This window comes from Rossellomorea sp. LjRoot5 (genome assembly GCF_964253455.1).
Taxonomy (GTDB): Bacteria; Bacillota; Bacilli; order Bacillales; family Bacillaceae_B; genus Rossellomorea.
Genome location: NZ_CAXUQN020000001.1, coordinates 993,446 through 1,019,813, shown reverse-complemented (window position 1 = coordinate 1,019,813; position 26,368 = coordinate 993,446). Strand labels below are relative to the sequence as shown.

The 26,368-nt window shown below is 43.4% G+C and carries 29 protein-coding genes and 1 riboswitch; of the genes, 11 read left to right on the top strand and 18 right to left on the bottom strand.

Going from position 1 to position 26,368, the window contains the following annotated elements:
* The first annotated feature begins 70 nt into the window (after positions 1-70).
* The gene (locus ACSQ2E_RS05205) at positions 71-586 is read left to right on the top strand and encodes a gamma carbonic anhydrase (RefSeq protein WP_435989571.1); all 516 of its coding nucleotides are present in this window, start codon (positions 71-73) and stop codon (positions 584-586) included.
* 117 nt (positions 587-703) lie between these two features.
* Here ACSQ2E_RS05205 and metK read toward each other — a convergent pair whose 3' ends face one another.
* Positions 704-1,906 (bottom strand): methionine adenosyltransferase, encoded by a 1,203-nt coding sequence (gene metK, locus ACSQ2E_RS05200; RefSeq protein WP_435989570.1) that lies wholly within the window; start codon positions 1,904-1,906, stop codon positions 704-706.
* Between the two features lie 216 nt (positions 1,907-2,122).
* Positions 2,123-2,265: riboswitch (SAM riboswitch) on the bottom strand.
* Between the two features lie 318 nt (positions 2,266-2,583).
* Here metK and pckA point away from each other — a divergent pair.
* Complete coding sequence (gene pckA, locus ACSQ2E_RS05195; protein WP_435989569.1) at positions 2,584-4,173, top strand: phosphoenolpyruvate carboxykinase (ATP); 1,590 nt, start codon at positions 2,584-2,586, stop codon at positions 4,171-4,173.
* A gap of 57 nt (positions 4,174-4,230) precedes the next feature.
* Here pckA and ACSQ2E_RS05190 read toward each other — a convergent pair whose 3' ends face one another.
* Positions 4,231-4,380: a lmo0937 family membrane protein gene (locus ACSQ2E_RS05190; protein ID WP_106298475.1), complete on the bottom strand. Its 150-nt coding sequence runs from the start codon at positions 4,378-4,380 to the stop codon at positions 4,231-4,233.
* Positions 4,381-4,562: 182 nt separating this feature from the next.
* On the opposite strand from ACSQ2E_RS05190, the gene ACSQ2E_RS05185 reads away from it, so the two are divergent.
* The gene (locus ACSQ2E_RS05185) at positions 4,563-5,354 is read left to right on the top strand and encodes a GNAT family N-acetyltransferase (protein WP_435989568.1); all 792 of its coding nucleotides are present in this window, start codon (positions 4,563-4,565) and stop codon (positions 5,352-5,354) included.
* A 136-nt stretch (positions 5,355-5,490) separates the two neighbouring features.
* Here the strand turns inward: ACSQ2E_RS05185 and moaA are convergent, their stop codons facing one another.
* Entirely contained in the window at positions 5,491-6,498 is a 1,008-nt protein-coding gene (moaA, locus tag ACSQ2E_RS05180; RefSeq protein ID WP_435989567.1) for a GTP 3',8-cyclase MoaA, read from the bottom strand.
* A gap of 353 nt (positions 6,499-6,851) precedes the next feature.
* On the opposite strand from moaA, the gene ACSQ2E_RS05175 reads away from it, so the two are divergent.
* The 3 genes from ACSQ2E_RS05175 (at position 6,852) to ACSQ2E_RS05165 (ending at position 9,778) form a co-directional block, all read left to right on the top strand.
* Complete coding sequence (locus tag ACSQ2E_RS05175) at positions 6,852-7,568, top strand: Crp/Fnr family transcriptional regulator (protein ID WP_435989566.1); 717 nt, start codon at positions 6,852-6,854, stop codon at positions 7,566-7,568.
* A 133-nt stretch (positions 7,569-7,701) separates the two neighbouring features.
* Positions 7,702-8,148, top strand: coding sequence for a hypothetical protein (locus ACSQ2E_RS05170; RefSeq protein ID WP_435989565.1), 447 nt, complete (start codon positions 7,702-7,704; stop codon positions 8,146-8,148).
* A 121-nt stretch (positions 8,149-8,269) separates the two neighbouring features.
* Positions 8,270-9,778 carry a nitrate/nitrite transporter gene (locus ACSQ2E_RS05165; RefSeq protein ID WP_435989564.1) on the top strand — a complete coding sequence of 503 codons (1,509 nt, stop codon included), beginning with the start codon at positions 8,270-8,272 and terminating at the stop codon, positions 9,776-9,778.
* Positions 9,779-9,828: 50 nt separating this feature from the next.
* Here ACSQ2E_RS05165 and mobB read toward each other — a convergent pair whose 3' ends face one another.
* From mobB to ACSQ2E_RS05125, 8 genes are all read right to left on the bottom strand, one after another.
* Positions 9,829-10,326 (bottom strand): molybdopterin-guanine dinucleotide biosynthesis protein B, encoded by a 498-nt coding sequence (gene mobB, locus ACSQ2E_RS05160; protein ID WP_435989563.1) that lies wholly within the window; start codon positions 10,324-10,326, stop codon positions 9,829-9,831.
* A gap of 106 nt (positions 10,327-10,432) precedes the next feature.
* Complete coding sequence (gene modB, locus ACSQ2E_RS05155; RefSeq protein ID WP_435989562.1) at positions 10,433-11,101, bottom strand: molybdate ABC transporter permease subunit; 669 nt, start codon at positions 11,099-11,101, stop codon at positions 10,433-10,435.
* Positions 11,102-11,119: 18 nt separating this feature from the next.
* Positions 11,120-11,884, bottom strand: a complete 765-nt coding sequence (gene modA, locus ACSQ2E_RS05150) for a molybdate ABC transporter substrate-binding protein (protein ID WP_435989561.1) — start codon at positions 11,882-11,884, stop codon at positions 11,120-11,122.
* Entirely contained in the window at positions 11,881-12,381 is a 501-nt protein-coding gene (locus ACSQ2E_RS05145) for a MogA/MoaB family molybdenum cofactor biosynthesis protein (RefSeq protein ID WP_435989560.1), read from the bottom strand. Before ACSQ2E_RS05145 ends, modA begins: the two co-directional genes overlap by 4 nt.
* A gap of 65 nt (positions 12,382-12,446) precedes the next feature.
* Positions 12,447-12,680, bottom strand: a complete 234-nt coding sequence (gene moaD, locus ACSQ2E_RS05140) for a molybdopterin converting factor subunit 1 (RefSeq protein WP_435989559.1) — start codon at positions 12,678-12,680, stop codon at positions 12,447-12,449.
* A gap of 16 nt (positions 12,681-12,696) precedes the next feature.
* Positions 12,697-13,149, bottom strand: a complete 453-nt coding sequence (locus ACSQ2E_RS05135) for a molybdenum cofactor biosynthesis protein MoaE (RefSeq protein ID WP_435989558.1) — start codon at positions 13,147-13,149, stop codon at positions 12,697-12,699.
* The gene (locus ACSQ2E_RS05130) at positions 13,149-14,450 is read right to left on the bottom strand and encodes a molybdopterin molybdotransferase MoeA (RefSeq protein ID WP_435989557.1); all 1,302 of its coding nucleotides are present in this window, start codon (positions 14,448-14,450) and stop codon (positions 13,149-13,151) included. The genes ACSQ2E_RS05135 and ACSQ2E_RS05130 overlap by 1 nt, the downstream gene beginning before the upstream one ends.
* A gap of 19 nt (positions 14,451-14,469) precedes the next feature.
* Complete coding sequence (locus ACSQ2E_RS05125; RefSeq protein ID WP_435989556.1) at positions 14,470-15,480, bottom strand: MoeB/ThiF family adenylyltransferase; 1,011 nt, start codon at positions 15,478-15,480, stop codon at positions 14,470-14,472.
* A 130-nt stretch (positions 15,481-15,610) separates the two neighbouring features.
* Between ACSQ2E_RS05125 and ACSQ2E_RS05120 the strand changes: the two genes are divergently transcribed.
* Complete coding sequence (locus ACSQ2E_RS05120) at positions 15,611-16,144, top strand: hypothetical protein (protein WP_435989555.1); 534 nt, start codon at positions 15,611-15,613, stop codon at positions 16,142-16,144.
* 108 nt (positions 16,145-16,252) lie between these two features.
* Here ACSQ2E_RS05120 and ACSQ2E_RS05115 read toward each other — a convergent pair whose 3' ends face one another.
* The 5 genes from ACSQ2E_RS05115 to ACSQ2E_RS05095 are packed head-to-tail and all read right to left on the bottom strand — an operon-like array spanning position 16,253 to position 20,865.
* Entirely contained in the window at positions 16,253-16,447 is a 195-nt protein-coding gene (locus ACSQ2E_RS05115) for a hypothetical protein (RefSeq protein WP_435989554.1), read from the bottom strand.
* Positions 16,437-16,970 (bottom strand): ubiquinol-cytochrome c reductase iron-sulfur subunit, encoded by a 534-nt coding sequence (locus ACSQ2E_RS05110; protein WP_435989553.1) that lies wholly within the window; start codon positions 16,968-16,970, stop codon positions 16,437-16,439. The genes ACSQ2E_RS05115 and ACSQ2E_RS05110 overlap by 11 nt, the downstream gene beginning before the upstream one ends.
* Positions 16,971-17,000: 30 nt before the next feature.
* On the bottom strand, positions 17,001-17,543 hold the full coding sequence (locus tag ACSQ2E_RS05105) for a 4Fe-4S dicluster domain-containing protein (RefSeq protein WP_071620144.1): 543 nt from the start codon (positions 17,541-17,543) through the stop codon (positions 17,001-17,003).
* Between the two features lie 17 nt (positions 17,544-17,560).
* Positions 17,561-19,687 carry a formate dehydrogenase subunit alpha gene (fdhF, locus tag ACSQ2E_RS05100; RefSeq protein WP_435989552.1) on the bottom strand — a complete coding sequence of 709 codons (2,127 nt, stop codon included), beginning with the start codon at positions 19,685-19,687 and terminating at the stop codon, positions 17,561-17,563.
* The gene (locus ACSQ2E_RS05095; RefSeq protein WP_435989551.1) at positions 19,684-20,865 is read right to left on the bottom strand and encodes an MFS transporter; all 1,182 of its coding nucleotides are present in this window, start codon (positions 20,863-20,865) and stop codon (positions 19,684-19,686) included. The genes fdhF and ACSQ2E_RS05095 overlap by 4 nt, the downstream gene beginning before the upstream one ends.
* Positions 20,866-21,039: 174 nt before the next feature.
* Here ACSQ2E_RS05095 and ACSQ2E_RS05090 point away from each other — a divergent pair, with 174 nt between their 5' ends.
* A complete protein-coding gene (locus ACSQ2E_RS05090; RefSeq protein WP_435989550.1) occupies positions 21,040-21,777 on the top strand; it encodes an Mrp/NBP35 family ATP-binding protein in 738 nt (245 codons plus the stop codon).
* Positions 21,778-21,822: 45 nt separating this feature from the next.
* Here ACSQ2E_RS05090 and ACSQ2E_RS05085 read toward each other — a convergent pair whose 3' ends face one another.
* On the bottom strand, positions 21,823-22,545 hold the full coding sequence (locus ACSQ2E_RS05085) for a YwiC-like family protein (protein ID WP_435989549.1): 723 nt from the start codon (positions 22,543-22,545) through the stop codon (positions 21,823-21,825).
* A 144-nt stretch (positions 22,546-22,689) separates the two neighbouring features.
* Between ACSQ2E_RS05085 and ACSQ2E_RS05080 the strand changes: the two genes are divergently transcribed.
* The 3 genes from ACSQ2E_RS05080 to ric all read left to right on the top strand — a co-directional run bounded on the left by ACSQ2E_RS05080 (position 22,690) and on the right by ric (position 25,419).
* Positions 22,690-23,811 (top strand): TIGR04053 family radical SAM/SPASM domain-containing protein, encoded by a 1,122-nt coding sequence (locus tag ACSQ2E_RS05080; protein ID WP_435994397.1) that lies wholly within the window; start codon positions 22,690-22,692, stop codon positions 23,809-23,811.
* Positions 23,812-23,847: 36 nt separating this feature from the next.
* Positions 23,848-24,543 carry a Crp/Fnr family transcriptional regulator gene (locus tag ACSQ2E_RS05075; protein ID WP_435989548.1) on the top strand — a complete coding sequence of 232 codons (696 nt, stop codon included), beginning with the start codon at positions 23,848-23,850 and terminating at the stop codon, positions 24,541-24,543.
* Between the two features lie 168 nt (positions 24,544-24,711).
* Positions 24,712-25,419 (top strand): iron-sulfur cluster repair di-iron protein, encoded by a 708-nt coding sequence (gene ric / locus ACSQ2E_RS05070; RefSeq protein ID WP_435989547.1) that lies wholly within the window; start codon positions 24,712-24,714, stop codon positions 25,417-25,419.
* Between the two features lie 394 nt (positions 25,420-25,813).
* On the opposite strand, the gene ACSQ2E_RS05065 is transcribed toward ric, so the two are convergent.
* Entirely contained in the window at positions 25,814-26,368 is a 555-nt protein-coding gene (locus ACSQ2E_RS05065) for a hypothetical protein (protein ID WP_435989546.1), read from the bottom strand.

Here is a 26,368-nt window from a genome sequence, read left to right as displayed (position 1 = left end):
TGTAGTTCTCTCCATGAATGAATTCTGCTACCATTATTATAATAAATATTATTGAAAGGGGTAGTAAAAAATGCTCTATCCATATTACGATAAAAAACCCATCATCGCACATTCGGCTTTCATCGCTGATTATGTGACCATCTCAGGAGATGTCGAGATCGGTGAAGAATCAAGTATTTGGTTCAATACCGTCATCAGAGGGGATGTCGCTCCCACTAAGATCGGTGATAAAGTAAATATACAGGATAACTCCATCCTTCATCAGAGTCCAAATAACCCTCTTATCCTTGAAGATGAAGTAACTGTCGGACACGGGGTGATCTTACATAGCTGCAAGATCAGGAAAAAGGCATTGATCGGCATGGGCTCCATCATCCTCGATAATGCCGAAATCGGCGAAGGGGCGTTCATCGGAGCCGGAAGCCTTGTTCCACAGGGGAAGGTCATACCTCCTAATACCCTGGCATTCGGACGACCCGCAAAGGTCGTGAGGGAGCTCAATGAGCACGATATCAGTGAAATGAAGCGCATCTCAAGGGAATACGCTGAAAAAGGACAGTATTATAAGAGCATCAAACCGTTTTAACTTCCTATACTTGGGATACCCCATCCTCCTTGAGAATACTCATGGAAGATTTTCTTGTGAATATCATCAAAAAAGAGACCAACACTCTGAAAAAGTGTTGGTCTCTTCTATCTTCCCTTATTTGCCCAGTGCTTCCGTTTTTAACGCTTCTGCTTTGTTCGTGCGTTCCCAAGGAAGATCGATGTCGTTACGGCCGAAGTGTCCGTAAGCAGCTGTCTGCTTGTAAATCGGACGACGAAGGTCCAGCATTTTAATGATTCCTGCAGGACGCAGGTCAAAGTTATTGCTGACAACGTCAATCAATACATCTTCTGAAACCTTCCCTGTTCCAAATGTATCAACGGAGATGGATACGGGCTTCGCAACACCGATAGCATACGCTAATTGAACTTCACATTTGTCAGCAAGGCCTGCTGCCACGATGTTCTTCGCAACATAGCGCGCTGCATAAGCTGCTGAACGGTCCACTTTTGTTGCATCCTTACCAGAGAATGCACCGCCACCGTGACGAGCGTATCCGCCGTAAGTGTCAACGATGATCTTACGTCCAGTAAGTCCCGCATCACCTTGAGGTCCGCCGATTACGAAACGGCCAGTCGGGTTGATGAAGTATTTAGTCTGTTCATCGATCAGTTCTTTCGGTACAACCGGGTCGATGACGTATTCTTTCAAGTTACGTTGGATCTGCTCTAACGCCACTTCCGGGTGATGCTGAGTCGAGATAACGATCGTGTCGATGCGGACCGGCTTATCGTTTTCATCGTATTCAACGGTTACTTGCGTTTTTCCGTCAGGACGAAGGTAAGGAAGGATCTCTTCTTTACGAACTTCCGTTAATCGACGGGAGATTTTGTGTGCAAGGGAAATCGGAAGAGGCATAAGCTCTTTCGTTTCGTTACATGCGAATCCAAACATCAGCCCTTGATCACCTGCACCGATGGCATCAATTTCTTCATCCGTCATTTGACCTTCACGGGCTTCAAGGGCCTGATCGACACCTTGAGCGATATCAGCCGACTGCTCATCAATGGATGTAAGAACGGCACATGTTTCAGCATCGAAGCCGTATTTCGCACGGGTATAGCCGATTTCACGGATCGTTTCACGAACGATTTTCGGAATATCGACATACGTATTCGTAGTGATTTCACCGGCAACCAGAACAAGACCCGTTGTGACAGACGTTTCACACGCTACACGGGCATTCGGATCATTAGTAAGAATTGCATCAAGAATTGAATCAGAGATTTGGTCACAAATTTTATCTGGATGTCCTTCGGTTACGGACTCAGATGTAAACAGACGACGTTTAGTTGACATCAAGGTTCCTCCTTAAGCATATTTGTCAGAACGATTCTTCTGACAAAACAGTAAACAGATACGGTACTCATTTCCCTAAGTAGTATGAAGTAAACATGATTCATTTATAAATAAATCATGATTTATGTGCATATGGTCCACTATAAACAGAAAAAACCCTTCCTCGGGGAAAAAAGCTTCAGAGGAAAGGTTTCAGATCATAGCCGCGCCTTTTCTCTCTTATCGTTCAAGGTTTAGAGACCTTGCCTCAGTTTAGCACCTTCGCTTAATCGGATTCATTAAGGAAATGAATCCATTCACTATTTAGCAGGTTGCTGGGTTTCATAGGGTCTGCTCCCTCCACCAGCTCAGGATAAGAGTATCCGTTCAAGGAACAATGATAACGGTTAGGACAAGTGGTGTCAACTTTTTTTGGATGACAGGTTTAACCATTCATTTCATGATTTCAGCCTGTTTTTCTTCATTAAAATAACCTAATGGGGTAATGAGGCTAAACATTGCAGGAGGTATTACATATAAATAAGAAGAAACAAGCTTTATTCGGTCAAGAAATGTGACAAAATGAAGACACCTTATAAAATTAAATAAATAGTATAGACTAATAGCTCGATTGTGTTATACTATTTTTGTGAAGAAAACGATACCATTAAATAAATTTATATAAAGGAAGGGTTCTAATGAATTCAGTGAGCATGTCTAATGAATTAACAGAATTACTTAACGGTCAAAACATTCAGGAACAATTATCTGTTTCTCAACTAGTCGAAAAGGTCCTTCAACGAAATGAAGGCGTTTTAACATCATCAGGTGCAGTCAGAGCAGAAACTGGTAAATACACAGGACGCTCTCCTAAAGATAAATTTATTGTGGAAGAACCAACTACGAAGGATAAAATCGAGTGGGGTTCTGTCAATCAGCCGATCTCTTCGGAATCATTCGATAAATTATATACAAAAGTCATCACATACTTAAAAGAAAAAGAGGAAGTTTTCTCATTTAAAGGGTTCGCAGGCGCAGACCCAAAACATAGACTGCCGATTCAAGTGATCAATGAATTCGCCTGGCACAATCTGTTCGCCCACCAATTATTTATCCGCCCTCAAACAGAAGAGTTGAAAGAGCATCAATCCGAATTCACCGTGATTTCAGCTCCGAACTTCAAAGCTGACCCTGAAGTCGACGGAACTCACTCTGAAACGTTCATCATCGTTTCATTTGAAAAGAGAATCGTATTGATCGGCGGTACGGAATATGCCGGTGAAATGAAGAAATCAATCTTCTCTGTCATGAACTATGTACTTCCTGAATCCGATATCCTTTCCATGCACTGCTCTTCGAACGTCGGTCGTGAAGGCGATGTAGCGTTATTCTTCGGATTGTCCGGTACAGGGAAAACGACTTTATCCGCAGATCCCAACCGCCGCTTGATCGGTGATGATGAGCACGGCTGGTCCCCGAACGGCGTATTCAATATCGAAGGCGGCTGCTACGCTAAGTGCATCGGTCTGACACGTGAAAAAGAACCTCAGATCTTTGATGCGATCCGTTTCGGTTCCGTCCTTGAAAATGTCGTTCTTGATGAAATGTCCCGCATCGCGGATTATGATGATAACACTTTAACAGAAAACACGCGTGCTGCCTACCCCATTCAAGCGATGGAAAACATCGTGGAACCAAGTATCGCAGGGCACCCAAATACAATTGTATTCTTAACAGCTGATGCATTCGGCGTATTACCTCCAATCAGCAAGCTGACGAAAGAACAGGCAATGTATCATTTCCTAAGCGGTTATACTTCAAAGCTTGCAGGTACGGAGCGTGGAATCACGTCACCACAGGCAACATTCTCGACATGCTTCGGTTCACCGTTCCTTCCGCTTCCTGCCACTCGTTATGCAGAGATGCTTGGTAAGAAGATCGATGAGCACAATGCGCAGGTATTCCTTGTGAACACCGGTTGGACCGGAGGAGAATACGGAGTTGGGAATCGCATGAAGCTTTCCTACACCCGCGCCATGATCCAGGCAGCCCTTGAGGATGAGCTTACGAATGTCGAAACCGCAACAGACGAGATCTTCGGCCTGAACATCCCGGTTCACGTTCCTGGTGTTCCAGACGAAGTGCTTCAACCGAAGAAGACATGGTCCAATGAAGCGGCCTATGAAGTGAAGGCAAAAGAACTGGCTCACAAATTCAACGAGAATTTCAAGAAATTCTCGAACGTCCCTTCTGACATCGAGGAAAAAGGCGGCCCGGCCGTAAAATAAATCACTTAACATACAAAGGTCCGTCCCTCAAATCTGAGGGACGGACCTTTGTTATCGTTATAGCCCTTTTTTGCGGCCGGTGATTCTGTTAAATAAGAATACCACAACGGCAATGATCAGTAGAACATGGATGACGGCTCCACCGATTTTAAAGATCAACCCTAGTAACCAAAGAACTAATAAGATTCCGATGATGGTCCAAAGCATATGTGCTCCTCCTTAAAACTGTTATAGAAAAACTGTTGTGCTCTTAAGTTTCCCTAAAAGATGAATTTTAAAACCATTACCATTTCCCTATTCTTTTTTACGATTTCTCTGAAAAATAGCACTTTACTAAATATTACTAATTTTGGTATGATTATGATTAAATTTCACAGGGGGGAATTGAGATGATCAGACAGCTTACAGAGAAAGACCATGAGATATGTCAGCAACTCATTCAGCAGCAGCCTGCTGAGAACTTGTTTATCATTGGGGACATCGAAGCCTTTGGATATAAACAGGATTTCCAGAAAATTTGGGGAGATTTTGATAATGAAGGAAACCTTAGGGGAATCCTTCTCAAATACAGGGAAAACTTCATCCCTTTTTCCATGAGGGAATTTGACGCTGAAGGCTTCGCCGCCATTATCAATGAGACAGAAAACTACAGCATCGTTTCAGGATTAAAACGGATTGTCACTGAAGTTGAACCCTTCTTATCCAGGGAAATCAATTCGAAAAGACATATGTATTATGCCAAATGTGACAGTACCTCCTCCATGGAAGACCGGGACCTGCCGCATGTGAAAGAGGCTTCTTTCACCGATTTACCGCAACTTGTGGAGCTGTTGAACGCTATCCCGGAATTCAGCGGTGGAGACTTTACCGTAGAGAAGAGAAAGCATGGGATAGAAAAGGGGGTTGCCCGCAGTTACTATGTAGAAGAGGACGGAAAGTTCGTTTCTTCCGCTTCCACCACAGCGGAGAACAGCATGTCCGCCATGATCGTCGCCGTATGCACCCATCCGGAATATAAGAAGAAGGGCTACGCCACCGAGTGCATGACAAAGCTTTGCCGGGACGTTTTGAGCGAAGGAAAAGAACTATGCCTATTTTATGATAATCCTGAAGCAGGAAAAATTTATAAGCGCATCGGATTCAAAGATATCGGTTATTGGTCAATGTATAAATTCAAATGAAAAAAAGTGGATTCCTATAAATAGGCATCCACTTTTTTATTATGCTGCCACGTTCCGGTTCTGGATCAATTTCGCCTGTACCAATCGTTTTCTTACGGTGATTCAATTTCCATAAAAAAAGCCCAGCGGATTCACCTTATCCACCAATATACGACATTTCGATTTTACGATTCATTTTGCTTTCTTCGGTGCGGACTTCAGAGTAACGGTCTTCCCGCTTTTCCCAGATAGATTGGATCTTCGCAGTAATTTCCTCATCAGATGCACCTGACCGGAGCATGTCTCTTAAGTCGTATCCTTCTGAGGCGAACAGACAGGTATAAAGCTTTCCATCTGTTGATAACCGCGCCCTCGTACAAGAACCGCAGAAAGTTTCCGTCACTGAGGAGATAAACCCTACCTCGGTATCCGTTCCTTTGTGGCGATATCTCTTAGCTACTTCTCCAAAGAAGTCCTGCTTAACAGGTTCGAGTTGATAATGCTCCTGAATCATATCAAATAGCTGTTTTTTTGAGACGACGTCTTTGAAATTCCAACCATTCGTACAGCCAACATCCATATATTCAATAAAACGCAGTGTAATGTTTTCTTCCTTAAAGAAACGCACCATTGCCAATACTTCCTGATCATTTAACCCTTTCTTGACAACCATGTTCACCTTGACTTCAATCCCCGCATCTCTTGCTGAGAAGATCCCCTTCAGAACGGCTGAGACACTCGTATTCATATTATTTATATTCTTGAACACATCATCATCAAGAGAATCAAGACTGACATTTACCCGGCATATACCTGCTTCCTTCAGCTCTTTGGCATGCATTGCCAGGAATACTCCATTTGTTGTTAACGTGACGTATTTAATCCCATCAATCGCCGAAAGACGTTTTACCAACACCGGAAGATTTTTTCTCAGTAAAGGCTCTCCGCCGGTTAAACGAATCTTCTCCACTCCATAATCCGCAAATATTTCTGCTAAGCGGACAATTTCCTCGAAGGAAAGGATTTCATCTTGTTTCATAAAGGGATAATCCGCCCCGAAAATCTCTTTAGGCATGCAGTAGCTGCATCTGAAATTACAACGATCCGTTACTGAAATTCTTAAATCACGCATCGGTCGTTTTCGGGTATCGAGAACATTCTTCATTTTCTCGCACTCCTTACTTTTTGTAGCGATATGTGTTCATCTTATCACGAAGGGTCAGGGTTCATTATGATGTTTATCACAGTCCACCTTTTTAAAAATTTCCAAATCATAGACTGTATTCACATTTCTAAAGGATCCGCTCGCATTTTTCCCCATCTCTTTTTCCTCTATATAAAGAACGTCTATTGACTCCACTTCAGGCTCATAAAGTATATATCTTCCTTTCCAGAATTTAGTTGTAAACGTAAGCATAACATGTTACTTTAAATGCAATAGTGATAAAAGTTACATGTAGAATATATGTTATCTAGTAGATGTTATTGGTACTCAAATTTAGGAGTGGTGATACCTTAATGGAATTGAATAACAAAAGAAAAAGCGACCTTTCCACTGTTTCTGAGGATTTGGCTTCTTTATTACAGTCAATTGGAACTCCACGAAAAATAAAGAAAGGCACCTTCTTATTTCAGGAAGGGGAAGAAGCAGCTGAATTATATCTGATTAAATCCGGTATTTTTCAAATTAGCAAGTTGAGTCTTGAAGGCAAGGAATTGAACATGCGAATATGTAAAAAGGACGACTTTATTGGAGAATTGACGCTTTTCTCTGATGATGCCACTTACATGTTAAGTGCATATGCGTTAGAAGAAGGAGAAGTTCACGTCATACAAAGAGATGCGTTAGAAAAAAATCTAATAAACGATGCCCCCTTAACCTTCGAATTCATGAAATGGATTTCAACTCACCTTAGAAAAAACCAATCAAAAATCAGGGATTTAATCATGAATGGAAAAAAAGGCGCCCTTTATTCCACCATTATCCGTATATCAAACTCTTATGGGATTAAAAATGAAAAAGGAATTCTTCTCGATATTCATCTCACCAATCAGGAATTAGCCAAATTTTGTGCTGCGACGAGAGAAAGTGTTAACCGTATGCTGAGTGAATTAAAGAAAAAGAATATCATTGATTATACATCTGACGGCAAGATCATCATTATGGATTTAGAATACCTTAGAGGAGAAATCGGTTGTGAAAACTGTTCGATTGATATTTGCAACATAGATTAAGAGAATGTGAGGCGGTCTCAATGTAAAGTTGAGGCCGCCTTTTTATATTCCAATAACTGTGAAAAGTGTCACAGTTATTTTTCAGGGATTCTTTTATAATGATGAAAATGCATTTATAAGAGGAGGAGAAGGAATGCATAAGCAGGATTATCTGCTTTACCTGAAAAGTCTCAGCTTGTTTCAAGACATTGGGAATAGTCAACTGAAAAGGATAGTGGAAGCTTCAAGCATCATAAAAAAAGAAGAGGGTGACATTATTTGCTTACAGAAGAGAAACTCGATGATCATCATATTATCCGGTTCTCTCCACGTTCACATTAAAGAATCCCGGGATTCTCAATATAAAATTGGGTCATTCATAACAAATGATATGTTTATGCCGAGTGTCTTTCTTCATTATCATAAAGATGGGGATTCAATTAGTCTTGAGGTGAGAGAAACCACAATATATATGGAAGCCCCTCTTCAATTAATCATCAATATATCGGACCAGCATCCATTGCTGCAAAGAAATATATTGCGATCTTTTCATAAAAACTTGAAAAGCTCTTATGAAGAAATTGTGAATTTAATGAGTTGAAGAGTTTCTCCTGTGAAGTTTTTTTTGCTCGTGTGATAAACTTCACAACCTTATATGTATACCGTTGTTAGGATATGGATATAGATTTTCATTTTTTTAGGATTGAAAGGGGAATCATCCAATGAAGAGTACAAAAATCCAGCTGCCTCTTCAAACATCAAGTCTCATCGCCGGGTTTATGGTATGGGTACTCATTTCTTCACTTATGCCCAATATTCGTCAGGATATTAATTTAACGGACGGAGAAGTTGCCTTAGTGACAGCAATCCCCGTCATTTTGGGAAGTGTGCTTCGTATCCCGATCGGATATTACACAAATCGATTCGGTGCCAGATTAATCTTCACGATAAGCTTTATCGCATTATTATTCCCTGTATTCTACATCAGTCAAGCTGACTCACTCACGGATTTAGTCATTGGAGGTCTTTTGATTGGTATAGGAGGAGCCACTTTTTCAATAGGTGTAACCTCTCTCCCTAAATATTATCCTTCTAGCAAGCATGGATTCATCAACGGAATATATGGATCGGGCAATATCGGTACTGCGGTAACCGCATTTTCCGCCCCTGTCCTCGCCAGCTCATTTGGATGGGTGACAACGGTCCGCTTCTATCTTGTCTTACTGTTAGCATTCGCCGTTTTAAACTTTGTATTTGGTGACCGCAAAGAAAAGAAAGTGAATCTTTCCATCGTTAAACAGGTAAAAGAAGTATACCGAAATTCAACGTTATGGGCATTATGTCTATTTTACTTCATCACATTTGGATCTTTTGTCGCATTCACCATTTATTTGCCAAACTTCTTGGTGAATGAATTTAATTTAACACCGGTTGACGCTGGGTTACGGACGGCAGGTTTCATCGCTTTATCAACATTTATGCGCCCGATCGGCGGATGGATGTCTGATAAATTCAATCCATACATCATCCTGCTGTTTGTCTTCGGAGGATTAACATTTTCAGGTGTATTATTATCTTTCTCCCCTACGATTGAGGTATATACGACTGGTGTTTTGACCGTCGCGGCCTGTGCCGGGATCGGGAACGGAACGATCTTCAAACTTGTCCCGCTCTATTTCACGAAACAGGCGGGTATCGTAAATGGTCTTGTGGCTGCCATGGGAGGCCTGGGAGGATTCTTCCCTCCCTTAGTATTAACAACCGTCTTCAGTTTAACGGGGCACTATGCCATCGGCTTCATGGCATTATCCCAATTCGCCCTTCTCAGTTTTGTCATCGTATTAATGATGACGTTCCGTGAAAAATTAAAGCTGGAAAATAAAGTACTCGAGAACACCGCCCAGGGAATGTTGATCACAAACGAAAAGGGTGTCATTGAACGGGTAAATCAGGCGTTCACTAAAGTAACCGGCTATGAAAAAGAAGAAGCCGTTGGACAAAAACCAAGCATTCTTCAATCCGGCCGGCATGATCAGCATTTTTACTCAGCCCTGTGGAATGAATTAAAAGATCAGGGATATTGGCAAGGTGAAATCTGGAATAAACGAAAAAATGGAGAAGTCTATTTACAATGGCTGACTATTTCAGAGGTTTGTAATGATGCCGGCAATGTAAAATATTATGTCGGACAGTTCAGCGATATTTCTGAAAGCAAAAGAAAAATCAACTAGCTTCATTGAAGCTGTTTCCTCTCAACAGGAAACAGCTTCTCTTTACATGATCAAGGGTTAATGAACGAATCGATCCATAGTTCGAAGGCATCCTGCCTTTTTGCAGTGAAAGTGGGAAGATGATAGTCCGGCGGCAAGGAAAGATGAGAATGTAAAAAGACCGCTTGAACATTTTCCAGAGAGTCAAGAAGGGAAAAGTCTTTTTGATTTCCTATACATACAATTTTGGGATAATGTTTTTCTTTGTATCCTTCAACCACCAGCACGTCAATCTTAATTAATTCATAGATTCGAAGAATATCATCGAAATCATAGTCTTCCAGTTGGAGAGATACGTTGAAAATACCGCCCCCTTCCACTCCGGCAAGAGTGGCTCCGGCTTTTAGATGACGGTCACTATCCGTCCCCGGCACAACATCCGGGACACCGTGGCTATGATGCTTTACCGAACCGGTCTTTATTCCTTTGCTGGCCGCATAGGTGATCACATTCGAAGATACAGTAGTCTTTCCGCTGTTTTTAAATCCGACAACTTGAATCACTTTCATTCGCGTCAGCTCCTTTCAAAATCATTTTCGGCGGAAAAAGCGGTGACTTCTTAAGAGAGTCCTGATATTTAAAAACCCCTAGTTGTTCACTTTGGGCTTTTTTGACCTACCCATCCTTACGTCCTTCAAGCCCTTTCATCAGAAACAATAATAGAAAAGATAAACCGATGCTTACTCCCGCATACTTCCAGGCTAAATGACTTTCCCCTGATTCGAGGGCAACATAAATGGCCGTCGAGATCGTCTGCGTTTTTCCAGGGATATTCCCTGCAAACATCAGAGTCGCCCCGAACTCCCCCAAAGCTCTTGTAAAGCCGAGAATGACCCCCATGACGATCGATCTCTTGGCCAGCGGGAGAACGACGTGATAAAAGGCTTTCCAATTGGACGCGCCATCTACTTTTGAAGCCCCGACAATGTCACGATTCACTTCTGCAAAACCTGTTTTCACAGACTGATACATAAGCGGAAACGACACAATCACAGCCGCTATGACTGCTGCCGACTTAGAAAAAAGGATGGTTTGTCCTAAAAGCAGTTCGACCGTCCGCCCCACTGGGCTATTCATACCGAATACAAATAGTAACAAAAAACCAAGTACAGAAGGAGGAAGGACAAGCGGCAAAAGATAAACGGTCTCCAAAACACTGCTGCCCCTGCCATCTGTAATGACAGTTCGATAGGCAGCCAAAACAGCAAGTATTAATGAAACGGCTGATGCCATGCAAGCAACCTGTATAGACAATTGTATGGGAAAGAAAAAATCACCGTTCACTTAAAACACCTGCTCCTCTTATTCTCCGATATTGATAAATCCTTCTTTCTTGAATATCTCCTTCGCTTCCTTGCTATCTAAAAAGTCGAGAAATTCATTCGATACATCTTGATGCTTACTTCGTTTCACCCTTGCCCCGTAGTAGCCTGTATCTTTTTGCCGATACTCCTCAAAAAAATCAATAATGCGTAGCTTCTCTTCAAACTCAACGTCACTGTGATAGATTAATCCAACAGATGCCGCCCCTTGATTCATAAGCATGAGCACGTGTCTTGCGTCCTTTCCATATATAAGACGCGATTCAGCTTCCTCCCATTGACCGCTCTGTTCCAATAGTTCTTTCGCATATCTTCCGACTGGTGCTGAGGCAGGATTTCCGATGACTACTTTTTCACCCGACTTCCAGACATCCTTGAGTGACTGAATCTCTTCAGGCTTGTTCGTCACAGCGACTACTCTATTCCCTACTAATCTATCGCCTTTTTCAACCAGTCCCTCCCTATAAAGGGATTCATAATCGTCCTTAGAAGCAGCCAGGAAGATATCGATCGGGGCACCCTGTTCTACTTGTTTTCGAATCGCACCGGTGGACCCGAAATGAAAGGATAGTTTGACTTCTTCATGCTCTCTTTCAAACTGGTGCTGCAATTCCAGCATACTGCTTTTCAGACTCGCTGCCGCACCTATTGTTATAACCGTCTCTTCTTTTTCTCCCGACTGGCATCCTGCCGCACCGGCAAACAGGATCAGCACAAAGAGAGATTGCAGGATTCTCTTCGTCATGATTTATGTTTATGTAACTCGGTAAGAATGTGGCTTACTTCAGGCAGGATCAGCTTTTCCATTGCAAGCTTTACGGCACCGGTGGAACCTGGAACGGAAAAGAGAGCTTTCTCATCCACCACTCCTGCGATGGCACGGGAAAGAATGGCCGGAGATCCGATATCTTCAAAATAGCTAAGAGCCCTGAAGATTTCTCCAAACCCCGGTAATTCCTTCTGAAGAAATGAGCGAACCACTTCGATCGTCACATCTCTCTTTGAAATTCCGGTTCCCCCGTTCAATAAAATGACCTCCACTTCATCGTTTGACAATCCGCGCTTTAACGCTTCCCCGATCAACAGCTCCTCATCTTTTACGATTTCCCGCTGCACAATATGATGACTTGACTGTTCCAGCAGTTGTATCATACAGTCGCCGCTCTTATCTGTTTCCTCGGTACGGGTATCACTTACCGTAATGATCATGACATTTATCTTTTTCTCTGCTGCGGACTTCATGTCGATTCTCCTTTTACGATTTTTCTTTAGAAGGTGTATCCTTCTTCATCGGATACACCTTCTTTTCACCCTCCGCTTACCGGAGGAATAAACGCCACGACATCGCCGCTTTTCACCATTGTATCGTCTGTTGCATACTCCTCGTTAACGGCGATCATTGCACCGTTGAGATTAAGTGAGTTATATGTTTCCAGCAGCTGTTGTTTAAGACCTGAAATAGATAGATTGTCAGCTTCTATCTCTATTTCACTCTTCCCTGTTTCTTCACGCAATCCAGCAAATACTAGAATCTTGATCATTGCATTCACTCCCTTCTTAAAGATGAGGCCGTCCTGATGGATACGGTACGGTTTCCTTTTGGTTTCCGATCCATTCTTCCCCGGATTCCCAATGTTCTTTTTTCCAAATTGGAACAATATCTTTAATTCGTTCGATGGCATACTCATTCGCTTCATAGGCAGCTGTACGATGAGGCGAGGAGACAGCGATGATCACCGCAATATCGGAAATTTCCAATCTGCCGATCCGGTGAGAAATCGCCATTTTCGTTCCCGGCCACTTTTCTTCTGCTTCTTTTCCTATTTGCGCAAGCATCTTGGCTGCCATCGGTTCATAAGCCTGATATTCCAGATACAGAGTTCGTTTGCCTTTGGTCCACTCTCGTACTGTACCGATAAATGTAGTGATGGCGCCTGCATCTCTGCGTTCGACTTTTCTTGTGACTTCTTCTATAGAAAGCGGTTCTGATTTCACTTCAAATAACTCCATCACTTCACTCCTTCAACGGAATCTATTTTACTTTCGATTGACATCCCTGATTGGCCTTCTTGATTTTCCAGGAGGAGGATCTGTACAGTCATGCCTTCTTCATATCCCCTCGTTCCCCCAGGTAAGACGATCAGTGCATTCGTGTCAGCCAGGGAAGCGACAGCGCTTGATTTGTCAAGGCCGGACGGGAATGCCATGATTCTGCCATTTTCAAATCTGATCCTTCCCCGGACGAAACGGGTAAATGGATTAGGCTTTTTGAAATCCCTGCCCAGGATGCCTGTCACTGATTGAAGAAATGGTGCCGGAATATGAAGGAACGTTCTGATGACAGGTCTTGTGAGAAGCTCAAATCCGACATAACAAGCTGAAGGGTTTCCCGATAACCCGAACAAAAGCTTCCCGTCTTTCTCCGCAACAGTCGTGACGCTCCCAGGCCGCATGCCGATTTTATTAAAGAGCACGACCGCTTCTATCTTCTCATAAATCTCAGGCAAATAATCATAATCACCGACCGACACGCCCCCTGTCGTAATCAGCATATCCACCTGTTGGAGAGCGGACAGGACCTGCTGATAGCAGACCTCGAAGTCATCAGCGAATTGACCGAAATAAACCGCTTCTCCTCCTGCCCTTTCAATTTGGGAAAGAATCATATAGGTGTTACTGTTTCGGATTTTGCCAGGTTCCAACTCATCCCCGACTTCCAATAACTCACTCCCGGTTGCCAGCACCCCGACTTTCGGTTTCACGCTGACAGGTACCTCCTTGTATCCGAACGTGGCAAGGAGAGCTGCGACCCCCGGGTTGATATACGTTCCTTTTTCAGCAAGCACCGTTCCCTTTTGAGTATCTTCGCCTCTGCGTGAAATATTATCTCCTTCATTATAAACGCGGTTGATCCTGACGAAGTTTCTTCCCTCCAGGCTGAAAGATTCCGCAAGCTCGAGAATGACCACGCTATCACACCCGGCAGGTATTTGGGCCCCGGTCATGATTCGAACCGCTTCCCCCCGCTGTACGACTCCTTTATGTACACTTCCAGCTCCTATTTCTGCGATGACTTCCAGTGTGACCGGTGTTTCTCTTGAAGCTGTCTTCGTATCGATTGCCTTTAACGCAAAACCATCGTAAGGAGACTTGTCAAAGTGTGGGACATCGTGACTTGCCGTTAAACCCTCCCCTAAAAACCGTCCATAAACCTGCTCGATCTTCACCCTTTCCACCGTTCCCGCCGGTGACCGCTTCATTACCCGCTGTACAGCATCCGTTACTTTAATGGGCGTTCGTTTCTCTACCATGCCTGTAAATCCTCCGTTCTTAACCGATAATCTTATAATACACTTTCTTCGCTTCTTCTATTGAGTTTGTGCCATGAACCAAGGTTCTTCCCTCTTTGAAAAATACAAACCGGTATCCTTCATATTGAAGAGATAGCAAGTAAGGGTTGAGTTTCGTTTCTCCCAAAGAGTATATCGTTTTCTGAAGTTCAACCAGATTCCGCTCTTGAGGCGACCGAATCAGCACTGTATCTCTACCGCACAATACCATCGACTTTATTTGGTTTTCATATTGTAAGTATGGATAGGTAGGATGTTCACCGCAGGATGGACAGTCAGACTTCTTCGCTTTTTCCGTTTTCATGCTGTATTGCTGATTATTCCACAAGTCAAATGTAATCAATCCCCCCCTCAGGGCTTCTACATCATTCACCAGGAGCTTTAACGCTTCTGTGACTTGATAAGCGGCAACCATTCCGACAGCCGGGGAGATGATGCCAGCTGCATCGCATGTGGTGCCCCCCATCGGCAGTCGGTCCAGTAAACAACTCATACATGCGGTTTTTCCAGGGATGACCGTATAACTCATCCCCGTACTTCCCCCACATGATCCGAAAATCCAGGGAATGTTATATTTCTGTGAAAGATCGTTGATCATCATTCGTGTATCAAAGTTATCTGTTGCATCTATCATTAAATCCACATCGTGAAGGTACGGGAGAAGGGATTCCGCCGTTGCCTCCATTACGCGGCCGTTAATTGTGACTGAGCTATTTATCTCAGTTAGTCTGTTCTTGGCAGCAATGGACTTAGGCATCTGTGCTGTTACATCTTTTTCTGTATACAACTGCTGCCTCTGCAAATTGCTCCACTCCACATAGTCATGATCCACAATCGTCAGTTTTCCTATCCCGCTCCTTACCAACGCCTCAGAGCCCGTTGACCCCAACGCGCCTGCACCTATGACAAGCACATGTTTCTTGGTTAATTGCTTCTGGCCTTTTTCACCAATTGCCCGAAACAACTCCTGTCTTGAATAACGAGCATTCATTGCATACCCCCCTTTTTAAAAAAAGCCTTCTAGCGTAATAAATATCACAGTGCTCCTTTTCTTTATCTACTATAATAAATGGTAACGATACGATAGTAAGTGACAAAGTTCACAGGAGGGGAAATTCATCATGTTATCAGTTAAACTGCATTCGATTTTTGCAGATCGCTCGATAGAAGAGGCATTAATGAAGCAAGGTTTTAAAAAACGCGGGGGAAACTATATTTATAAAAACAGTAAAATACAAGTAGAGGCAGAGGCCGATTTCATCGATCGAACGGTAGAAATCAGCTTCTCTCCACAATTGAATCTGGAAGAATACAAGACTGTTCATCGTCTGCTTGTTGAACTCATTAAAGAACTCGAGGCTCAGTGTGATGACTCCGGAAGTCTATTGGGTTACCTATCTGAAGGGACCGGGGCTTATATCTTGACCAACTGGGATCAATGGGTCTCCTTTCTTCAGGAAGCGAAGTTCCGTACCCTGGAAGGTAAAAAAGTAAGAGTGCTGGATGAAGCAGGCAAAGAGCTTGCCGCCGGAATGTTTGTAAACTATAGTGCGGATGTCTCTTCAAACATATTGGAATGCACCGTCATTACTCTGTTTGGTGAAAGAACGTATAAAGGCGAGAATTTGAAGGTAGAGGCTACAAATGAATGGTGATCCACTAAACAAAAGAGCATTCCGAAAGATTCACTTTCGGAATGCTCTTTTTTGTTTTACCATCCACTTTTTTCCCTCTGAATGTATCACCGTTTATTCTTGCAGAGTTTACTTCCGGTACTCTTGTTTCCTCCATTGCCAATACGTGAGGAAACAGACGAGTGAGGAAGTAGTCCCGATTGCTGTATACAACCATACATGCTCATACTCTTCGCCATAAAACGACTCGATTGTCCACTGAAGCATCACGACGTTTACAGCTAATGTCAGAAATATGATGATCCAATATTTCTTATTCACCATGGCGGACTTTCCTTCCGACTGCAAACACCACTCCATCTTTTACTTCCAGTTCGATCAGAGGCAGTTCACGCTGAGGCGGCCCCGCTAAAGGCTGGCCGTTATCTACACTGAAAAACCCCCGGTGACAAGGACAGAGCAGGACAGATTCTTCTTTTTCATAAAATACCGGGCACTGAAGATGTGTGCATTTATTATTGTATGCTTTCAGTTTTCCTTCTTTGGTATGAACCAGGATTGCAGGCTCATCATCAGTCGGATAGTTAAAATTCATTGAACTGTCTTTTGGCAGATCTTTTAATCGTGTAATCATCTTCCGGTTCGTGTCATCTTCTTCTCTATTCAGGGCAATCACTGAAAACGGAAGAGTCGCTAACCCCAGCGTAATCGATGCCCCCACTGCAGACTTCAGGAAAGCCCGGCGATTGTATTTCAGGTCATCATCACGGTTCAGGTTATCGATTAGATGAATCATTTCATCCTTGGTATCTTTACTGTTGCGTTTGTTTTTATGATCTTGAGGCATAGGTGACGTCTCCTTTCGCCTTATCTTGACTTAATCTGTATATACTCCGAAGAATTCCGGAACGTAATCCCACTTGTTTCCTTCCTGTGGTTTCTTACCTTCTACGAGGTTCATTTGAGATCGTTTTCTGCGAAGCTGCTGCATTTCATCAAAATCGATAAAGCGAATCGCGTCACTCGGACACACAGACGCACACATTGGGGCAATATCATGTTTTGAGCGATCGTAGCACATATCGCATTTGTACATTTTGTTTTCTTCAAAATCAAACTTCGGTATTCCGAATGGACATCCAAAAGTACAATTGCGGCAGCCGATACATTTTTCTTCCATTGCTGAAAGAACGACCCCTTCTTCTGTTATTTGGATGGCATTGGCCGGGCAGACACGCGCACAAGCGGGATCCTTACATTGCATACAGAGCATTGGATACGTCTGGCGGCTTTCCATGAAATCTACATATTCCACATAGTTTCTTTCTTTTGCATCATGATCACCGCACTCGCGGCAAGCCGCTTGGCAGGCACGGCAGCCAATGCACCTTTCAAATTCCAGATACATGATTTTATTCATTCATCCCGACTCCTTTCTTAATGTTGTTTCTCAAGCTTCAAGGCACACACTTTAAATTCAGGCATTCTTGAAATGGGATCTAAACATGGATTCGTCAGCTGATTGACCGCTAATTCCTTCCCCCAGTGATACGGGACAAATACTGTATCCCTTCGCGTCGCCTTGGTTAATTTGGTCTTTACAATCATATGTGAGCGGGGTGTGATCAATTTCACCAAATCCCCATCTTCTAAACCGTATTTACTTGCAAGTGCCGGGTGCATTTCTGCATATGGTTCAGGACATTGCTCCATCAGGAATTTGACCCTTCTCGTTTGTGCCCCGGACAAGTAGTGGAACACCACACGGCCGGTTGTTAAAAATAATGGGTATTCCTTAGTGGGAATTTCTCCGGCTTCTTTCCATGCAACACTTGGCAGATTCGCCTTCCCATCAGGCGTTCCAAACTTCTCAGTAAACATTGTCGGGGTACCCGGATGGTCTTCAGAAGGACAAGGCCAGAAGACTCCGCTTTCTTTATCGATACGGTCCCAGGTGATACCGTAATAATCGGCTTTTCCGCCTTTTGATGCCAAGCGGAATTCGTCGAAGATTTCTCCTGCATTTTTGTAATTGAAATGCTTTCCTTTGCCCATTCGTTTGGCAATGACACTGAGGATTTCCCAGTCCGGTTTTGATTCACCTAAAGGCTCTCGCACTTTACGGATCCTGATGACACGGCCTTCAAGGTTCGTGGTCGTCCCTTCATCTTCCGCCCATGTGGCAGCAGGCAGGACCACATCCGCAAACTGTGCGGTTTCAGATAGGAAGAAGTCACTCACCACAAGGAAATCCAGTTTTCTGAAGCCGTTCCAGATGTGTTCCAGATTCGGGGCGGAAACGGCAGGGTTACTGCAAACGACATGCATAGCGCGAATGGTGCCTTTTTGGATTTCATCAAACATTTCATAAGCAGATACACCAGGTTTCGGCATTTCCTCGGGTTTGATCCCCCATACCTTGGATATATATTTCACAGCTTCGGGATCCGTCAATTTGCGGTATCCCGGCAACAGATCGGCTTTTTGACCATGCTCCCTTCCTCCCTGACCGTTTCCCTGCCCGGTGAAAGTGGCTACACCTGAGGCAAACTTTCCAATTTGTCCTCGGAGAAGCGCCATTGATGTATAGAGGGAAACATTATCCACCCCTTTTGACTGTTGTTCCACCCCTCTGGCAAACATGACGACTGAACGAGGAGATAATCCGAAAATATGTGCAGCTTTCAAGATTTTTTGAACCGACACGCCAGTAATGCTGGCCGTATGCTCCGGTGTGAATTTCTCAACTGCTTTCTTTAGTTCTTCAAAGTTATTGCATCTCTTTTTAACGTATTCATGATCGACGTAATTGTTTTTTATTAGGAGATGGAGCATTCCGTTCGCAAGGGCTGAATCTGTACCGGGTTTCAAATCCAAGTGTACATCTGCCACGCGGGCTGTCGGCGTTTCCCTCGGATCAGCCACTATCAGTTTCGCCCCCTTGTCTTTCGCTTTCCATATCCATTGAATGCTTGTAGGATGGCATTCCGCGGTATTGGAACCAGCGATAAAGAAACAATCGGTATGTTCAAGTTCAGGCCATGGGAGCGTCGATCCTCTGTCAGTTCCAAGCGTCTTCAGAAATCCTCCTGCAGCGGAACTCATACAGAATCGGCCGTTATAATCAATGAATCTTGTGCCCAGTCCGACTCGCGCGTATTTACCGACCAAATAGCATTTTTCGTTAGTCATCGAGACGCCACCGAATACAGACAAGGCATCCTTCCCGCTTTCAGCTTGCAGACGTTTGAAGTTCTTTTCAATCAAGTCGAGTGCTTCGTCCCAGCTTGCCTTCACGAATTCTCCGTTTTTCTTGATCAGCGGCGTCAGGATACGCTCTTCATGTTCGATTGTCTGATAGGCCGTTACACCTTTTGGGCACATTTTTCCTTTTGTAACTGGCCAATCATAGCGGGGTTCAACACCCACTACCTTGCCCGACTTCTTATTTACACGTATATGCATCCCGCACTGCATGCCACAATAGCAGCAGTGCGTCGTAATAAGCTCTTCGCCTGGTTTGTGAAGGTTCTTTACTCCTTCTTTTACGATATACTGACTCATTTTTCACTGCCTCCTTTTTCCTTGTACTGATCGATTTCTTTTTGAACCTCTTCAGGGAATTGATAATAATCGTCTGTTCTCTTCTTACTGAATCCGCCCATTTGAATCCCATTCAGCGTTGAAATCGGATCCCTGCTCTTTAGATGGGGCTTTGCATTCAATTGTTTCATCACCCTGATCCTCCGGCGGCATGGCAGGCAGTAGTCAGAAAGATAACTCCCGTCTTCAAGCTGGAGATCAAAGTTTTGAACAGCCAGAATATCTTTCACATCAGTGATTTGATCATCGTTGCTATAGGTGGTGCCGCATCTGAGACATGGTCTCGTATCCACTTTTATCTGTTCCTGATAATTCAACGGTACTGCTGTTGTCAGCGGTCGGATCGGCAGGTGGAACAGTTTGCCGAATGGGAAGTAAACGAGTAAGACGACCACTGTAACCTGATGGATCAATGTCATGTAGTGGTGCATCCAGCCATCTAACAGTGCATATGAAACGGTAAGTAAAAGTCCTGTCCCCGTTACCGCAAGGAGTAAATATAAAGGAAATAAATCAAATTCCGCGCGCTGTGTCACTTTCACGTCCTGACTGGCGATTCTTCTGACAAGTGCCATGGTTACACCGATCAGTACCATCGTGGCGGTGATGTTCAATCCGTTATACACCATTTCTGCGAATAATCCATGGGCGGCCATTGAAATCGTCTCTACTCCCATGACCACGATGGTATAGGTTTCGGGATCGACAAGTTCGAAGTGCATCCAGCCGAACGTCAGACCGAATGTAATCGCAAAGGATCCAATACACCCCCAGGCAATAAGGAAATGCTGTACACCCCGGTAAATCCCTCTTTTAAAAATGAATTTCTGTAAAAAGATATTTTCAAATGCTGTTTTACCGATTGATATTAAATTACGTTTTTTCCTTGAACTGGTTTTCAAATTCGAGAAACTCCGTTTGATGACCTGATGGGTTGCCGGCCGGATGAGCCATGAAGACATCCGTATCGTCAACCCGATGGCAAATATTAACGAAGAAATAAAATACCCCATTAAGGCCATATCAAAATGTAAAAACTGTCCGGTCCCGATCCAGGATGTGAAAATCAAAAACAGGATAATGAAAAATGATTTTTGACTGGTTTTTGAATAAAACGAGCGTTCGAGCGGCTTTCTCATCTCATGCCCAACCTCCATGTGACTTTTTTAACATCAACGCAGTTGTATATTTGGTACATTGATTACGTTGATTCATTTTCAACTTGTAATCATTGTACAGAAAGACTACTTTTCAGACTGTGAAGTACGTCACACGATGGAAATTTACCTAAAATTTGTGAAAGAGGTGTGAACATGCTATCAGGTAATGTAATAGCTATAACAAGTGGAAAAGGCGGAGTAGGAAAATCGACGGTTTCAACGAATCTCGCCGTATCTCTCGCAAGACAAGGAAAAAGCGTCGCTTTGATTGATTTGGACATTTACGGGTTCAGCATCCCGAAAATGATGAATGTGGACAGCCGTCCCAAAACATTTAACGGGAAAATCATTCCTGTCGAATCTCACGGAGTAAAAATCATGTCGATGGGTTTTCTTATAAAAAACAACGACCCTGTCGTCTGGCGCGGACCGATGTTAGGGAAAATGGTCGAGCATTTCAGTAAGGATGTGATGTGGGGAGAGCTGGATTACTGCATTCTCGATATGCCTCCCGGAACCGGGGACATCGCCCTCGATATGCACCTGAACATCCCGCAAAGTAAAGAAATCATTGTTACCACCCCTCATCAAACAGCATCGATTGTAGCTGAAAGAGCTGGAACAATGGCACTGAAAGCGGAGCACGATATTTTAGGCGTCATTGAAAACATGTCGTACTTTCAGCCCAAAGAAAGCAGTGAAAAATACTTCTTGTTCGGAAAAGGCGGAGGGGATCTGTTAGCGGAGCGATTAGATACAGACGTTTTGGCGAAACTCCCAATCGAAGAACCAATCGAAACGTCTGAAACTCCATCCATCTACGGCGAAGATACCGGCTTATTTCACCACTACAGCCAGCTGGCAGAGGCCATAGACCAGAAATTCAAATAAAAATCCCGTCCCCTGCTTCTTTAAATCTGAAGCGAGGGACGGGATTTATAGCAAGACGGTTGTAAGTAGAAGGAAAAAGGCGGAGTTTACGATTTCTATGATTCCCAGCTGCATGATTGTCAGTTTTTTACCGTGAAGGAAAACCGCCCGAATCAAGCTTGGAACGCATGGTACCACCCACAGCCAGGATTCCTTCCAAAGAAATAGCAGAAAAATAACAAATGCATGATAACCCCATGACCACCATTTGAATCTTGTGTTTTTCTTTTCTCTTATCATTGATTTAATAAAAAATGTACTGCCTGCAAAATACAAGAATGACAACAGGGCAATATTCCATCCTTCAACAGTCAGACTGCCTGTACTCACGTAAAAACTTGCAAGCCCTCCAATACAAAATACACAAATGGCGAATAGATCATTCGCAAGTGCCCGCTCATTTTTTTTCTTTACAAAGTAGATGTTTATTAGAAAGAAAGGAATCATGGCTAAGCCGAAGAAGACCATTTGCCAGTCATAAACCAAAACGATTGCTAAAAAAAAGAATGACGCGGCTAAATAACCCAATGCCCATTTAATATAGAAGGACACCTTCTTCCCCTTCACGACCATGATCAAAGGATAAGTGGCAAGATACAAAAAGAACCAGCCAATAAACAAAGGGATGTGAATAAGGTGAAAGGTGCTTGCCGAGATTCCCAGTACGTAAGGAATCAATAGCATCGCCCAGGCACCATGTTGTTTGGGAAGGACCATTTTCACAATCATACACCTGCTTTCCTATAGATGATGCCTTAATCATACTCCTTAGAGAAAAGAGAGTGTGTGATGTAATTCACTTACTACTCCCCCATCCTTCTATATCATTAAACATATAAATCTTTCAATCATTGCAAGACGGGAGGAAATATGATGTTTGATATGAATTTCGACGAAAACCCATTTATCGTCATTTGGGAATTAACTAGAGCGTGTGAGCTTCACTGCCTTCACTGCCGGGCAGAAGCGCAGTACAAACGGCATCCGCTTGAATTGGATTTTGAAGAAGGAAAAAAACTGATAGATGACATCTATGAAATGAACAACCCGATGCTTGTGTTCACAGGCGGAGATCCGCTCATGCGGCCTGACGTATATGATATTGCTTCCTATGCGATTCAAAAAGGAGTGCGTGTCTCCATGACACCAAGCGCAACACCCAACGTCACCAAGGAGTCCATTGAGAAAGCGAAAGAAGTAGGTCTTGCTCGCTGGGCGTTCAGTCTGGACGGTCCGACAGCAGAAGTACATGACCATTTCAGAGGAACATCCGGTTCATTCGACTTGACCATGAACGCGATCAACTACATCCTCGAACTTGAACTTCCTCTTCAAATCAACACCGTCATCTCCCGCTATAATGTCGACATGCTTGAAGAAATGGCCGAATTGGTAGAGGAGTTAAATTGCGTGTTGTGGAGTGTCTTCTTCCTTGTGTCGATCGGGAGAGGTAAAGAAGCAGACATGATTTCACCCGTGGAGCACGAAAAAGTATTCCGCTGGCTGAATCAATTAAGCCTCCGGGTGCCTTTCGATATAAAAACCACTGCCGCGCAGCATTACCGACGTGTGGTCATCTCAGAAAAAATGAGACAAAATAAAGATGAACAAAAAAAGATTCAATATCAGGATGCTTTACATTCAGGCAAAACTGGTCAATTTGATGGTCTGGGACGGGCACCGAGAGGAATAAATGACGGGAATGGATTTGTCTTCATCTCCCATATCGGGGACGTCTATCCCAGCGGACTTCTCCCCATCAAAGCCGGGAATGTAAGGCAGCAGCCGCTATCCGAAATTTACAGGCACTCACCTATTTTTAAAGACCTGAGAAATCCTGATAAATATAAAGGGAAATGCGGACAATGCGAATTCCGCTACGTGTGCGGAGGTTCCCGCTCAAGAGCCTATGCCCTGACAGGCGATTACATGGAAAGCGAACCAGCATGCGTGTATATACCGAAGAGCATGAGGAAAAGAGTGTTTAGATGGTGATAATGTTGATAGTCCAAACGCAGAAAGGAGCCCTTCATGTTAAATAAAGAAGATATTAAAAAGCATCTGCAAACCGTTCCACTATTCAAGGAGTTATCCGACGATGAACTGCAGCCAATCATATCAATCTCATCTTCAAGAATATACAATGCCCGTTCGATTATTTTCATGCAGGAAGAACCTCTCGACCGTGTCTTCTTCATCCACTCCGGCATCGTGAAAATTTATAAAACCGATGCCACTGGAAAAGAACAGATTGTATCGGTACTTGAGGACGGTGAAATGTTCCCTCACGCCGGTTTTTTCAGGCAAGGGACATTTCCTGCAAACGCCGAGGTCATAAAAAAAGCGCAGCTCATCGTCACCCCCATTAAAGATTTCGAGAAAATCCTGATTCAACACCCTGAGCTTTGCATTAAGTTATTCCGGGTTCTAGGGGGTAAAATTGTCGATCTTCAAAGCCGCCTGGAAGAGAAAATTCTCCACAATACGTATGAACAGGTCATTATGCTTCTCCTGCGTCTATCAAAGTCCAATGGTGTGAAGCTTGAAAACCTGTATAAAATCACTACCCATTTTACGAACAGAGAACTCGCCAACATGATCGGCACCTCGCGTGAAACAGTCAGTAGAACTCTTAACCAGCTAAGGAAAAAAGATCTCATTGAGCTTGATGCAGAAGGGTTCTATGTGATCGACCCCGACAAACTGAAAGAGGAAATCATTCATTGATCACGGACAGGACGAGTGCTCTTTTCTGAAGAGAATGACTGTCAAAAATTCAGTTAACCCGTGATGAATTTCATTCTAATCTGTGATATGTATCACGAAAGTCTCGTTCAGTTGTTGATATGATAAAGACAGTTAAACAAGTAAAACGACAAATATGGAGGGATTAAAATGACACAAATATTCACAGAGTCATCCATAATAGGGAATATCGTCACAGAATTTCCGAAAGCAAGCGACTTTTTCAAGGCGAATCGAATCGACTTTTGCTGTGGAGGAAATCGCCCTTTAATTGAAGCGATCGAAGAAAGGAACCTTTCGTCAGAAGAAGTCCTCACCGAGTTAAATGCACTGTACGAGGAAGCCAAGAGATTGAACGAATCCACCATCAACTGGGAACAGGCTTCACTCACGGAGTTGATTCAATATATCGTCGGCAAACATCACCGTTACTTAAATGAAGAACTGCCTAAACTGACTCCATATGTGACCAAGGTACTTCGCGTTCACGGAGCACAGCACCCCCATTTAGCACAGATTCATAAACTGTTTAACCAGTTGAAGGTTGAACTTGAGCAGCATACAATCAAAGAAGAAACGGAAGACTTCCCGGCCCTTATTGCATTCGAAGAGGATCCAAAGCCTGAAAACAAGGAGAAATTATCGACCATTCTTTCTGCTTTGGAAGACGAGCATCAACATGCAGGAGATATTATAAAAGAAATACGAAAGGTCACTTATGATTTCACTCCTCCTCCAGGTGCATGCGTGACCTACCGCCTTGTATATCAGCGTCTGGAAGAACTGGAATCCGATTTATTCGAGCATATCCACTTGGAAAATAATATTCTTTTCCCTCGTGCTGTACAGACGATGTAATCTGGAATAAATAGTGAGGTTGGGACAAAAGTATTTAGTTGAAAGAAAATCCGAACGATCATTCGAAATTCTTTTTTGAAAATCGAAATCGTTCGGATTTTTCATTGGGATGTAGTAAGTAGTGGTTGATTTCCGCTCCAGGTGCTCGCTTTCCGCGGGGCTGGCGGTGAGCCTCCTCGGCTGCGCCTCCGGGGTCTCACCTGTCCAGCGTTTCCCGCAGGAGTCGAGCACCTTCCGCTCCAATCAACTTTCGAAGCATAAGTGTTTCACTATAACATTGTAATGTCAAGATTGCTTCACCATTGCCCAACTCTTATTCTATTAGTTGCTGTGATCGATTACCGTTAATTATACACACACTCTTTCTTGCCATTTGTGACGATAATCACAGGCTCTAATAAGAGTCTTCCCATTTTTCACTGAACATGTCATACACGATATAAATACTGATACAAAGCCCCATCGTCCAGAACCCCCAGCCGAGTGTAACCTGTTCCACAATCAGATAGTTGTTACATAGCTGATTGGGAGAAAATATATAGATCCATCCCATGAGGGCGGATAAAAGGGTCATAACGATTAGGACAACCCTCTTCGTTCCATTGGTTACTTTCGTCCAGCTGTCCCTGAGAGGAACACCGGCCAAAAATGGTAAACTGATAAACTTAAATCCTTCCATCCACATTGAAGAAAGCGCCTCATCCATTGTTCTCGGCAGTAGCCAATATGAAAAGATCAACATAAAAAGAAGAATTCCCGGCTGGCCATTTTCATTCCATCTCCTCAAGAAAGATTTTTTTTGAAATAATGGTGCCATCAGCATGCCTGCAATGATCAAGAGCGGCATTTGCATATGCATGTGGATAATCATAACCGATTCAAGCAGCTCGGCTACTGGAGGCAGAATAAGAAAGATGAACAATAGGCTCCCGTAGAAAAAAGATTTCAT

Excerpts from the sequence above, each read along its gene's own strand:
- ACSQ2E_RS05145 (WP_435989560.1), bottom strand. The coding sequence starts at position 12,381 with ATGAAGTCCGCAGCAGAGAAAAAGATAAATGTCATGATCATTACGGTA.
- pckA (WP_435989569.1), top strand. The coding sequence starts at position 2,584 with ATGAATTCAGTGAGCATGTCTAATGAATTAACAGAATTACTTAACGGT.
- moaD (WP_435989559.1), bottom strand. The coding sequence starts at position 12,680 with ATGATCAAGATTCTAGTATTTGCTGGATTGCGTGAAGAAACAGGGAAG.
- ACSQ2E_RS05080 (WP_435994397.1), top strand. The coding sequence starts at position 22,690 with ATGTTTGATATGAATTTCGACGAAAACCCATTTATCGTCATTTGGGAA.
- ACSQ2E_RS05095 (WP_435989551.1), bottom strand. The coding sequence starts at position 20,865 with ATGAGAAAGCCGCTCGAACGCTCGTTTTATTCAAAAACCAGTCAAAAA.
- ACSQ2E_RS05170 (WP_435989565.1), top strand. The coding sequence starts at position 7,702 with ATGCATAAGCAGGATTATCTGCTTTACCTGAAAAGTCTCAGCTTGTTT.
- moaA (WP_435989567.1), bottom strand. The coding sequence starts at position 6,498 with ATGAAGAATGTTCTCGATACCCGAAAACGACCGATGCGTGATTTAAGA.
- ACSQ2E_RS05165 (WP_435989564.1), top strand. The coding sequence starts at position 8,270 with ATGAAGAGTACAAAAATCCAGCTGCCTCTTCAAACATCAAGTCTCATC.
- ACSQ2E_RS05130 (WP_435989557.1), bottom strand. The coding sequence starts at position 14,450 with ATGGTAGAGAAACGAACGCCCATTAAAGTAACGGATGCTGTACAGCGG.
- ACSQ2E_RS05135 (WP_435989558.1), bottom strand. The coding sequence starts at position 13,149 with ATGGAGTTATTTGAAGTGAAATCAGAACCGCTTTCTATAGAAGAAGTC.
- ric (WP_435989547.1), top strand. The coding sequence starts at position 24,712 with ATGACACAAATATTCACAGAGTCATCCATAATAGGGAATATCGTCACA.
- ACSQ2E_RS05090 (WP_435989550.1), top strand. The coding sequence starts at position 21,040 with ATGCTATCAGGTAATGTAATAGCTATAACAAGTGGAAAAGGCGGAGTA.
- ACSQ2E_RS05065 (WP_435989546.1), bottom strand. The coding sequence starts at position 26,368 with ATGAAATCTTTTTTCTACGGGAGCCTATTGTTCATCTTTCTTATTCTG.
- ACSQ2E_RS05190 (WP_106298475.1), bottom strand. The coding sequence starts at position 4,380 with ATGCTTTGGACCATCATCGGAATCTTATTAGTTCTTTGGTTACTAGGG.
- metK (WP_435989570.1), bottom strand. The coding sequence starts at position 1,906 with ATGTCAACTAAACGTCGTCTGTTTACATCTGAGTCCGTAACCGAAGGA.
- ACSQ2E_RS05105 (WP_071620144.1), bottom strand. The coding sequence starts at position 17,543 with ATGAATAAAATCATGTATCTGGAATTTGAAAGGTGCATTGGCTGCCGT.
- ACSQ2E_RS05125 (WP_435989556.1), bottom strand. The coding sequence starts at position 15,480 with ATGAATGCTCGTTATTCAAGACAGGAGTTGTTTCGGGCAATTGGTGAA.
- ACSQ2E_RS05115 (WP_435989554.1), bottom strand. The coding sequence starts at position 16,447 with ATGGTGAATAAGAAATATTGGATCATCATATTTCTGACATTAGCTGTA.
- ACSQ2E_RS05205 (WP_435989571.1), top strand. The coding sequence starts at position 71 with ATGCTCTATCCATATTACGATAAAAAACCCATCATCGCACATTCGGCT.
- ACSQ2E_RS05075 (WP_435989548.1), top strand. The coding sequence starts at position 23,848 with ATGTTAAATAAAGAAGATATTAAAAAGCATCTGCAAACCGTTCCACTA.
- ACSQ2E_RS05185 (WP_435989568.1), top strand. The coding sequence starts at position 4,563 with ATGATCAGACAGCTTACAGAGAAAGACCATGAGATATGTCAGCAACTC.
- fdhF (WP_435989552.1), bottom strand. The coding sequence starts at position 19,687 with ATGAGTCAGTATATCGTAAAAGAAGGAGTAAAGAACCTTCACAAACCA.
- ACSQ2E_RS05110 (WP_435989553.1), bottom strand. The coding sequence starts at position 16,970 with ATGCCTCAAGATCATAAAAACAAACGCAACAGTAAAGATACCAAGGAT.
- mobB (WP_435989563.1), bottom strand. The coding sequence starts at position 10,326 with ATGAAAGTGATTCAAGTTGTCGGATTTAAAAACAGCGGAAAGACTACT.
- modA (WP_435989561.1), bottom strand. The coding sequence starts at position 11,884 with ATGACGAAGAGAATCCTGCAATCTCTCTTTGTGCTGATCCTGTTTGCC.
- ACSQ2E_RS05175 (WP_435989566.1), top strand. The coding sequence starts at position 6,852 with ATGGAATTGAATAACAAAAGAAAAAGCGACCTTTCCACTGTTTCTGAG.
- ACSQ2E_RS05085 (WP_435989549.1), bottom strand. The coding sequence starts at position 22,545 with ATGATTGTGAAAATGGTCCTTCCCAAACAACATGGTGCCTGGGCGATG.
- ACSQ2E_RS05120 (WP_435989555.1), top strand. The coding sequence starts at position 15,611 with ATGTTATCAGTTAAACTGCATTCGATTTTTGCAGATCGCTCGATAGAA.